General features: G+C 41.8%; 16 protein-coding genes and 1 pseudogene. All 17 read left to right on the forward strand.

The window, feature by feature from the left end:
• The coding region (locus tag H8876_RS00005; protein ID WP_249286033.1) for an HTH domain-containing protein at positions 1–431 on the forward strand (431 nt) is incomplete at its 5' end.
• 121 nt (positions 432–552) lie between these two features.
• The gene (locus H8876_RS00010) at positions 553–876 is read left to right on the forward strand and encodes a hypothetical protein (protein WP_249286034.1); all 324 of its coding nucleotides are present in this window, start codon (positions 553–555) and stop codon (positions 874–876) included.
• 5 nt (positions 877–881) lie between these two features.
• Entirely contained in the window at positions 882–1,466 is a 585-nt protein-coding gene (locus H8876_RS00015; protein ID WP_249286035.1) for a DUF6933 domain-containing protein, read from the forward strand.
• A gap of 413 nt (positions 1,467–1,879) precedes the next feature.
• Positions 1,880–2,344 (forward strand): DUF3592 domain-containing protein, encoded by a 465-nt coding sequence (locus H8876_RS00020; RefSeq protein WP_249286036.1) that lies wholly within the window; start codon positions 1,880–1,882, stop codon positions 2,342–2,344.
• Between the two features lie 53 nt (positions 2,345–2,397).
• Positions 2,398–2,892: an aldo/keto reductase gene (locus H8876_RS10350; RefSeq protein WP_465250713.1), complete on the forward strand. Its 495-nt coding sequence runs from the start codon at positions 2,398–2,400 to the stop codon at positions 2,890–2,892.
• Positions 2,880–3,155: an aldo/keto reductase gene (locus tag H8876_RS10355; RefSeq protein ID WP_465250714.1), complete on the forward strand. Its 276-nt coding sequence runs from the start codon at positions 2,880–2,882 to the stop codon at positions 3,153–3,155. The genes H8876_RS10350 and H8876_RS10355 overlap by 13 nt, the downstream gene beginning before the upstream one ends.
• A 250-nt stretch (positions 3,156–3,405) precedes the next feature.
• Complete coding sequence (locus tag H8876_RS00030) at positions 3,406–4,308, forward strand: LysR family transcriptional regulator (RefSeq protein ID WP_249286037.1); 903 nt, start codon at positions 3,406–3,408, stop codon at positions 4,306–4,308.
• Between the two features lie 96 nt (positions 4,309–4,404).
• Positions 4,405–4,989 carry a LysE family transporter gene (locus H8876_RS00035; RefSeq protein WP_249286046.1) on the forward strand — a complete coding sequence of 195 codons (585 nt, stop codon included), beginning with the start codon at positions 4,405–4,407 and terminating at the stop codon, positions 4,987–4,989.
• 225 nt (positions 4,990–5,214) lie between these two features.
• Positions 5,215–5,661: a helix-turn-helix domain-containing protein gene (locus H8876_RS00040; RefSeq protein WP_249286038.1), complete on the forward strand. Its 447-nt coding sequence runs from the start codon at positions 5,215–5,217 to the stop codon at positions 5,659–5,661.
• Positions 5,658–5,891: a PF20097 family protein gene (locus tag H8876_RS00045; protein ID WP_249286039.1), complete on the forward strand. Its 234-nt coding sequence runs from the start codon at positions 5,658–5,660 to the stop codon at positions 5,889–5,891. Before H8876_RS00040 ends, H8876_RS00045 begins: the two co-directional genes overlap by 4 nt.
• A gap of 103 nt (positions 5,892–5,994) precedes the next feature.
• Complete coding sequence (locus H8876_RS00050; RefSeq protein ID WP_249286040.1) at positions 5,995–6,762, forward strand: zinc ribbon domain-containing protein; 768 nt, start codon at positions 5,995–5,997, stop codon at positions 6,760–6,762.
• A 164-nt stretch (positions 6,763–6,926) separates the two neighbouring features.
• Entirely contained in the window at positions 6,927–7,466 is a 540-nt protein-coding gene (locus H8876_RS00055; RefSeq protein ID WP_249286041.1) for an RNA polymerase sigma factor, read from the forward strand.
• On the forward strand, positions 7,463–8,260 hold the full coding sequence (locus H8876_RS00060) for a hypothetical protein (RefSeq protein ID WP_249286042.1): 798 nt from the start codon (positions 7,463–7,465) through the stop codon (positions 8,258–8,260). Before H8876_RS00055 ends, H8876_RS00060 begins: the two co-directional genes overlap by 4 nt.
• A 71-nt stretch (positions 8,261–8,331) precedes the next feature.
• Positions 8,332–8,397: pseudogene (locus H8876_RS10240) on the forward strand (Arm DNA-binding domain-containing protein); the annotation flags it as partial.
• A gap of 12 nt (positions 8,398–8,409) precedes the next feature.
• Positions 8,410–8,931: a tyrosine-type recombinase/integrase gene (locus H8876_RS00070; protein ID WP_417492935.1), complete on the forward strand. Its 522-nt coding sequence runs from the start codon at positions 8,410–8,412 to the stop codon at positions 8,929–8,931.
• Positions 8,928–9,182 carry a plasmid mobilization protein gene (locus H8876_RS10245; RefSeq protein ID WP_417492937.1) on the forward strand — a complete coding sequence of 85 codons (255 nt, stop codon included), beginning with the start codon at positions 8,928–8,930 and terminating at the stop codon, positions 9,180–9,182. The genes H8876_RS00070 and H8876_RS10245 overlap by 4 nt, the downstream gene beginning before the upstream one ends.
• 99 nt (positions 9,183–9,281) lie before the next feature.
• A partial coding sequence (locus H8876_RS00080) for a hypothetical protein (protein WP_249286045.1) occupies positions 9,282–10,310 on the forward strand: 1,029 nt, incomplete at its 3' end.

Consider the following 10,310-nt stretch of genomic DNA (forward strand, 5'->3'; position numbering starts at 1 on the left):
AGCGTAGGGGTAGTGGATTTAAGAAAATTTTGTCAGATTATGAGGGACAGGAAGAATTTGATGAGTCTAAGATGCCGGTCTTTGATGCAGATAATGATGATTTTACATTGACTTTGTATAATCTGAATTATGGCACTAACTATGCAACACAGGTTAATGAAAATGTCATAGAAAATGTCATAGAAAATGTCATAGAAATTTCGGAAGAAAAAATTAAAAAGTTAATGCCAGAGTATTCTAAGAAGAAGCTTGCTAAAGCATGTGAGATCCTAAAAATGATTTCGGAAAAGCCGAATATTTCTATTGATGAATTAAGAATAGCCTTAGATGTCACAGATAGAACAATTGCTAGATATATATCAGAATTAAAGGATAAAGGTATCGTAGAACGAAAAGGTCCAGACAATGGTGGAGAATGGAAAATTAAGTAAACGACAGTAAATATGGCACTCAATGTGTCACCTAAACGTTCACTCAAGGATATTCCAGAGTTAGTCTCAACGAAGTCTCACGAGATTTGAGACTAACGTGAGACTGAGGAGGTTCAAAATCATGGACATAAGCAAAAAGGATTGGAAGCTATTTCGAGAAAAATTATCAGGTTGGCAGGAAAAGTATATGGAAGGTCTTGTTAAAGAGTATGTGAACTTTATGAATGATGATACAAAGCCTGCATCAGATAAATTCTGGGAACTGGAAAAGCGGATAAAGGAAGATAAGCGTCATCCGGGAGTTATCATGGAGATGAGTAAGTCAGAAGTAATATGGGATATTGTTCGTCTTATAAGATTGAAAGTAATTGCATATGATGATTTATCAGACTTCAGCGGAGAATTGCAGCAGGAAGTGAAAAGAATACTTGAGATGAGCAGGTGATACACATGGAGATTGGTGCAACAAAAGCAGTTCAAGATCGATTAAAAACAATAAAGATTGAAGAAAGCAAAGGTGCTTCACTTGTGTTCTGCTGGGACACACACTTGACGAAAATAAAAGGAAGAAATGTTTTGTTTATCGTAAATGCTAGTAATCGTTATACAATAGCAATGACAGATATTGAACCAAGAAACTGGAATTACTATGCAATGTATATCAGCCGTGTGATTTATGGCGTGATGCAGGAAATGGGATATTCCGAGGAACAGATACGGCAGTATTTTAAAATGTCAGGCGATACAACTGTAACCAAAACTCATGGTAAGAAAGCAGTTGGTGGCATTAATCGAATGGTAATGGATGCGCAATATTTCGACAAAAAGTTGGAGAAAGAAACAAAGTATCAATGGGAACTTAGTGAGTATCTGAACAGAGATATCTGCCAGCCAGAGGGATTTGATGCGTATGGATATCCGAGCGAACTTTTTAAATTAGACATAGAACGATTAGGGATTGCTGCTAAGAGAAAGCCAGCTAAGGTAATTGATTTTGCTCAGTACATAGAAAACAATCGTGGTACTAACGATTAGTACCACAAAACTTTTTCTTGCAGAAATATCGGTTAGAGATTATACTTCTAATAAGTGGACAAGCAAACTAGCAGAAAATTATTCTGTGAATAGTAAACAAACCTGCAAGCCACCAGAACTACACACAATAATGACAATATAGCAATGGTACTGGATTGGTACTAAAAATATGTGAAACGAAAAATAATGAGTGGAAAAGATGTATATTATCAATACGATATGGTATAGATAACTGTATTAAAACAACCAGAATCAAACCAAACTTTGCGAGTTTGAATAATAAAATATAGAAAAACAAATCCCGAATCTGTTTGAATTTCAACGATTCGGGATTTTTGCATTTCACTTTACAATATGAACGGTTCATGTATAATTATGTCAGAAAGAAAACGGTACTTACAGAGGAGGCTTATATGAATCACATGAATGAATTTTTCTGGATCCCGTTGCTGATCATATCAGCAATATGCCTGGTCGGAGTCATTTTCCTGTGTATCGGGATAGGGCTGGCTTTTAGGGAAAAGAAGAAAAGAAGTGTCTGCACGCAACCGGTGATCGCAACGGTAGTGGATATACGGAATCAGGCAATAGGAGCCTCCAGTTATGCAGGGACCGGGGAAACAAATGTGACGTCATGGTTTCCGGTGTATGAATATACCGCAAATGGCACGAGCAGGCGGAAGCAGGCATTTATGGGGACTGCCAGATCTGAGGTATCCATCGGTCAAAAGGTGGAGCTTTATGTGAACCCGGAACGTCCCGATGAATTCTATTGCCCGACGGAGAAAACTGCTTCTGTTCGAAAGGTGTTCACGGGTGTTGGGATAGCATGTATCAGTGTTGCAGTGATTATAGCGATCATCCTCTGTGTTATATAGAGCACTGAGACTGCATGAAATACACTTTGCACAATCATGATAGAATTAGGAAAATGATAGATTTAAGAACGGGAGATGAGGATATGGAATATACGACACTGGGAAATACGGATATAAAGATTTCAAAACTATGCGTCGGATGTATGAGCTTCGGCAAAGCCGGAACCATGCACGACTGGACGCTGGATGAGACGGCATCAGAGGATGTTGTCAAGCACGCGCTTTCGCTGGGAATCAACTTTTTCGATACGGCAAATGGTTATTCCAAAGGAACCAGCGAGGAATATCTGGGGAAAGCGTTAAAAAAGAACATCGCTCGCGATCAGGTGGTAATTGCATCAAAGGTTTATTTCAATCCGGGACGATTATCTGCGGAAGCGATCCATCGGGAAACTGATGGAACTCTGAAACGTCTCGGGACTGACTATCGGGATCTTTATATTATTCATCGCTTTGACTATGAGACACCAATGGAAGAAACCTCCGGACTGACCGGGTCGCGATGGGGAAATACGACCGGACGGAGGAACAGGATATGCAGATCGTAAAACGTGTAGCGGAGCTGGCCGAGCGCTATGAGGTGAAAATGTCACAGATCGCATTGGCATGGCACTGGGCGAAGGGCGTGGCAGCTCCCATCATCGGTGCAACGAAAGCGTCCTATTTTGATGATGCCGCAGGGGCCTTTGCAGTAAACTTGACGGAGGAATATATTGCATATCTGGAAGAACCGTATCTGCCGCATCGTATCGTGGGTGCCATCGATCAGAATCCGCCTGACGGAGTGACTCTTTTAGATGAGAAAAAGTAGCCCGATTCTTGTATAGCGCAGATTATTTCGGATATTGAACCACTTATCGGCAGCAAAAATAGCAGAACAATTAGGCATGAGAAACATGGTTCTCCTAAAAATGGATATTGGGAAGTTACAGATTGTGGGAAAAGCATAATGATTGTGAAGTGATTGCAAAGGCAATTAAAGAATTCGAATAGTAAAATAGAGAAAAACAAATCCTGATATAAGGCGTTGAAGACCAAGCATGCAAATCTGGAGGGAGACCATGACGATTCAGCAATTAAAATACATTTTAGCGGTGGCCGAAGTCGGTTCCATCACTGAGGCAGCCAAGCAGCTTTTTATCTCACAACCAAGCCTGTCAAATTCCATCAAAGAAACAGAAAAAGAAGCAGGAATCACGATTTTTATTCGTAGCAGAACAGGCATTACATTGACCAAAGAAGGCACAGAGTTTTTAGGTTATGCCAGACAGGTGTTGCAGCAGATGGAACTTTTGGAGGATCGCTACATCGCAGATATGCCGCAAAAGGTAACATTTGGTGTATCATCTCAGCACTATACTTTCACAGAAAATGCTTTTGTGGAATTAGTGAAGAGGTTTGGGCAGGAACGCTATGCCTTTTATTACAATGAAACCGGAACACATCAGATTTTGGAGGATGTGAAAAATCGTGTTTGTGATTTAGGTATTCTCTATTTATCTGATGAAAATAAAACAGTTATGCGTAAAATAATGGAGGAGAATGCTCTTGTATTTACTGAACTGTTTTCTGCCAAACCTCATGTATTTTTGCAGAAGAATCATCCTCAGGCACAAAAAGAAGTAATTTCCCTTCATGACCTTGTACCCTATCCACGCCTGAACTTCGTACAGGGTGAATACGAATCTGTCTACTTTTCTGAAGAACCATTTCACTCTATTCCGGCAGATAAAGAGATTCGGGTAAATGACAGAGGTGCTATTGTTAATTTTATGCTGGGATTAAATGCCTACACTATTTCCAGTGGCATTTTTCCGAAGTATCTGAATGGAGAAAATATCATCGCAGTTCCGCTTGTAGAAAATGAAACCATGCACATCGGCTATGTAATAAATGAAAAACAGGAATTGAGTGAACTTGGTAAAATCTATCTGGATGAACTGCGGAAATATGCACCGTTTTAATCATAGTTACAAGCTATGGATAAGCATATAAAATAGGTGTTATAAATCGAACAGCAATAGGTGATATACTGTTTCCCGAAAAAGGAGTTGATTATTATGCCTATAGCTGTTCTCGGAAATTTTTTGATTTATTGCATCGTAAATGCATTTACACCGGGACCGGGAAACATTCTGGCTTTGAACACAGTGACAAATTATGGATATCAAAAAGGGAAGCCTCTGTTTTTCGGTATCTTTACTGGTTACTACGTGGTGCAGATTTTATGTGCCATTTTTGTGTATGGTATTAATGCACTTTTTCCAAATGTGATGAGAGTAATGAAGTACATCGGTGCAGCCTATATTCTGTGGCTTGCAATCCATATTGCCGTCAGCAGGCCATCCTCAGAAAGTGCGGAACAGTCAGCGTCTTTCTGGAAGGGATTTATACTTCAGTTCATTAATGTGAAGATTTATATGTTTGGTGTTACTGCGCTGACCGGCTATGTCGTAGCATATATGCCGACTTTTTCGGCACTGCTGTTTTTTGAAATGGTTATTGCAACGATCGGGACGATTGCGACCTGTACATGGATTGGAATAGGTGTATTGATTCAGAAGTTTTATCTGCGGCATTTTCGCATCATTAACATTATTCTTGCACTGACATTGCTGGAATGCATTTGGGGAATGATTAAATAAGCTGCTGTAAAGAAAGACAAATACGGCTTCCTGTGTATCGTGGATGCCATCGATTAGAATTCGCCTGACGGAGTGACTCTTTTAGATGAGAAAAAGTAGCCCGGACTCTCACCTTTGCAGCACTGCAGTCAGACTTAACATGAAAACCAAAAGTATGACAAGTTTGTATGGTGGAAAGTTTGCCTTCCTGGAGATATAATGAAGACATCGACAGGAGGTGAGCAGATGCTTGCAGATAATTTGGTAATGCTCCGCAATCTGAAAGGAATGACACAGGAGCAGGTTGCTGAGGTGGCTGGAGTATCCAGGCAGTCTTATGCAAAGTGGGAACAGGGCGAAACCGTGCCTGATATTGAAAAGTGCGATCGCCTGGCAAAGCTTTACGGTATTTCTATCGACGCTCTGATTCATCAGGACAATGCGGTCGGTCATACCCGGATCGCTCCGGCACCGGTCGGAAAACATCTCTGGGGAATGGTCACAATAGGAAGCAAGGGGCAGATCGTGATTCCCAAGGCCGCACGGGAGACGTTTGACCTGAAGGAGGGTGACAGCCTGGTTGTTCTGGGCGATGAGGCCGAAGGAATCGCATTGGTGAAATCAACTGACTTTGAGACGCGGATGCAGGAAGCTTTGCAGATGAGTCAGCAGAAAGTCGAAGGAAAGGAATGAGCGGAGGTGGAGTGATGAAGTGTCCGAATTGTGGAAAGGAAATGAGAAACGGATATCTGTTCTGCAGCAAGGATGGTGCGTTCAGTTTTGCAAATGAAGTGCCGGGTGTTTTTACCAATGCAAAAAATGCGGATGGATTTGTTAAAATCACAGAACTGAAACCGAGTCATCGGACGAAGATCAAAGCGGCGATCTGTGAAGACTGCAGAAAGGTGGTTCTGGATTATTAACTGACTTGTTCAGCCTGCAGGCCGTGCGGACCGGCACGCAACAGCGAGTTGCTTGTCCCGGTAGTGCAGGCCGCTTATAATAGAAGCACAAGGAGGTGCTTTTATGAACACCAGTGAAATCATATATGAACTTCGCATGAAAAACAGGATGTCCCAGGACGAGCTGGCGGAAAGGGTATGCGTTACAAGGCAGGCGGTGTCACGCTGGGAAAATGGCGACACGATCCCCAATACAGAAACCTTGAAACTGCTTTCCAGGTTGTTTGATGTTTCCATCAACACGCTTTTAGGTTCGCCGAGGCAGATGGTCTGTCAATGCTGCGGAATGCCTCTGGAAGATGACGAGATCATAGGTCATAATAGCGACGGCACGCTGAACGAGGATTACTGCAAATGGTGCTATGCCGATGGGACGTATACCTATAGCAATATGAATGATCTGATCGAGGTCTGTGTCAAACATATGGCAAACGAAACTGTTACAGAAGAACAGGCGCGTGCCTACATGATGAAACTGCTGCCGACGCTGGACTACTGGAAGCGTTACGAGGAACTCAGCGATGACGGTCAGTTTGAAGAATTCAAGCGACAGCTGATGGAGGAAATCAACAAGCTTCATATCGAAGGGCTTCCAAAGGTGGAAAAGCTGAATGCACTGGTAGGAAAATACGTCAATATCGAGTATGACCTGCCGAACGGGAAGAAAATCCGGTTCCTGGATGACCAGAAGACCTATCTCGGCAACCAGCTTGCGTGTGAATTCGGCGGAGACCGGTGCTTCGGAGTGATCGCAGATATGAGTTTCCTGCTGGTGTGCACGTATGAAAAAGATGGAACGAACCCTGAACTGGTGATGTACAAAAAAAGATAAAAAGATGATTTTAAGCAGTGACCGATACATCGGATGATGTTGTGGTCGCTGTTTTTTTTGATAAAATGAAAAGCAGGTGAAACTTTTTTACCGTTACAGGGATATATAAAGGTGTAAAGATTAAAAGCTTTTAATTTTATAAAAACATAGAAAGCAGGTTTACTATGGTGGATGAAGCGGAGCTTTTGCAGAGGCTCAGAAACAGAGAACAGAATGCGATCAATGAAGCAATCGAACTTTATACGCCTTATTTAAGTACGGTTTTATATCATCTGGCAGGCGCGACACTTCCCAGGGAAGATGCAGAAGAAATCGTAGCGGATGTCTTTGTGATTCTTTGGAAAAATGCGGAGTATATTGATTTGCAGAAGGGGACACTGAGATCCTACCTGGCAGCCGTTGCACGAAATGCAGGGATAAAACGGCTGAAAAAGAGGCGGGAGCATGTGCCTATTGATGACATTGAGGTGTCGGATCCAGGGGATTTTGCGAAGGAGAGTTCTTATCACGATTTTGTCTGGAATGCTGTGATGAGCCTGGGAGAACCGGATCATGAAATCTTTGTGAGACGGTATAAGTTTGATGAAAAACTGCGGGATATTGCAAAGGCCATGGGGCTGAATGTGTCCACGGTGAAAACCCGGCTTTCGAGAGGAAAAAGGAAACTCAGGGAAATATTATCTGATGCGGAGGAAAAGCAATGAAGACAAAGGATTTAAGAAATGAATTGCATAAAAAAGAATCATCGGTTTCATCGGATGCGGCTCTGGATATTGATATTGATCGTGTGAAAGAGCGCGTGGCCTGCCAGCTTGACTTCGCGGATGTACCAAGGAGGTCAATAAATATGAGAGTGAAAAAAAGAATCGTAGTGCTCATTGCGGCAGTAGCGGCGCTGATGGCCGGAACAGCGGTATTTGCAGCAACCGGACATATCGCAAATCTGACAGGATCATCATCATCTAAGGCGGATTATACCTCGCTTCCGACGGCGGACCAGATGGTAAGAGAGGTAGGGTACGAGCCTGTACTGATCAATATTTTTGAAAACGGATACCGTTTTGATTCGGGAAACATCGTGAAGACCAAGCTGAAGGATGACAGCGGAAATGTGGTGGAAAAAAGCAAATCCTTATCGTTCGAGTATAAAAAGGGCGGCGATACGGTGGAATTCACACAGATGAAATGCCGGTCGCAGCTTGACCTGCCGGGTACGGTGATCACCACTGCAGACGATACGGACCTTTATTATTCCCATTATACAAACAAGTTTGTTCCGGAAGATTACCAGATGACGGCTCAGGACAAACAGGATGAGGCAAGCGGTAAGGTCGTATTCAGCTACGGTTCCTCCAAAGTCGAGAAGAGCGAGGTGCAGAGCGTCACCTGGAAAAAGGACGGAGTCCAGTATCAGCTGCTTCAGATGGATGGCATGCTGTCTTCTGAGGAACTGGCAGCCATGGCAGAAGAAGTTCTCAATGAAATCAGTGCAAAGTAGGTGGTCGAATGAAAGCGGAAAAAGATAAGAAAACAGGGAAATGGTTGATTCAGTAAAATTATACGGATTGGCAGGGGAAACGCCGGAAATCCACTAAAAGAGGTTTTGCGACCAAAAGAGAGGCGGAGGAATGGCTTAGAAATTTCCTTATGACGCAAAAAGCAGACTTTGATATAAAGTTAGAGGATTTTTGGAAGATGTATTATGCAGATATGGAGACACGCCTGCGGGAGCATACCATGAGAACGAAAAAGTATATCGTAGAGCTGAAAATTCTTCCGTATTTCGGGAATAAGAGGGTAAATGACATTACTGCAGCTGACATCCGTCAATGGCAGAATGAATTGATTAAAAAGGGGTACTCACCCACTTATCTGAAAACAATCAATAATCAGTTGAGCGCAATCTTTAATTATGCGGTTCGATATTACGATTTGAAAAGTAATCCCTGTGTAAAAGCCGGAAGTATGGGGAAGAGCAAGGCAGAAGAAATGAATTTCTGGACAGGAGAGGAATTTAGGAAGTTTATCGACAGTGCCATGAACAAAAGACTTTCTTATATGGCATTTATGATCTTGTACTGGATGGGAATGCGCCTGGGAGAACTTCTTGCTCTGAATCCGAAAGATGTAGATTTAGAAAGAAGTCGATCACCATCGCGTTCCAGGTGACGCCGAAGGAAAGAGATGAATTATATAAAAGGAGTCATTTTTCTGGAAGAACGATTCAGGAATACATGCTGCAGAGTGCTCCCTGCCAGCAGGTAGTGGTGGTAGGAAACAGCAGGCTTCAGCATGAGATACAGGAAAGGCTGAAGGAGATAGAGCCTAAGCTCGATCTGATAGCCAGAGGAGAACATGTTGAAGAAGCAGTCATGGAGGAGCTGAGAACAACATATGAGATAGCACAGACATGGGAATAATGACAGGATAACGGAGCAGTTACATAAACGTAGCTGCTCTTTTTCATGTTTAGCAGTATGTGTCTTTTGATGTGTAATATTATGGGGTATAATAGTAATATGAAAAAGAAGATGAAAGCTGATGATTATTTTAATAACGGAATAATAGAGAGTGCTCGATTTGGGAATGTCATTATGACGTCCAACCTTATGGGCAAAGCTGAAAGTTCACAGTTATTGCTGGAATTTGCGTCAAGAGGTGGTGAACTAAAGGCAAGAATTGACGCTGAAATAAAAGAAATACGGGAGATTGTTTCAATATGTAATCCGAAACAGCTGCTTTTATTTGCTGAGTCTATGTTTATGACAAGTCAATTGGGAATATCTTCTGAATTCCAGATAACGGGTGAACGAATAGCTCCTGCAAGGTTTTGCGAGTACGTGCAGAGTGTTCTGGTTTCTACTGATAGTAATTATGTGGAAAGCGATGAAGATCAGACTGCGATGTTTAATGAGCTGATGGTCAGATTTGAAAAACTATATGGTTTATTGCATCCTTTCCTGCTATCGTGGAATGCAAGCAAACAGGAAGATATCCTGGAGGATGGTTTGACTATAGACGAACTTCTTGAAGCATTGTTATTTTATAATGTAAGAGGCGATCGCTATCAGGTATTTAATTCACTTTATTATGACTACTTGCTGCAGCCACACAATGATGAGTTTATAAAAGAATACGGAATTACGGCAGATGAAGTAGTTGAAGGTTTAAAAAAACTTGAATATAGTATTGTACAAGGAAAAATAGATTCAATTTTCGAGTTAGCAGATGTGTTTGATACAGATATTAACGGAGAAACTGACGCAGAAACATTTTCTGAAGTACATCAAGCAAAATTACAGAATATAATAGATGAAGCCTTTGGTTTTAAAAACAATGATGTGAAATATGTTACGGGATGGCCCGACAACTTCATTAGAGGCTTGTCATATGAATTGGGAGAAGATAATAATTTCTTTAAAGCAGATAAAGAATATTCCGGATGGCCTATTATTGATCTGCCAGTCCATAAGAAACCGTTTATTACAATAGAAGGGAAAGCATATTGTTTTGACTATTACTCACTCACAGATAATCTTTACAGAGCC

Source organism: Lentihominibacter faecis (assembly GCF_014306095.1).
GTDB lineage: Bacteria > Bacillota > Clostridia > Peptostreptococcales > Anaerovoracaceae > Lentihominibacter > Lentihominibacter faecis.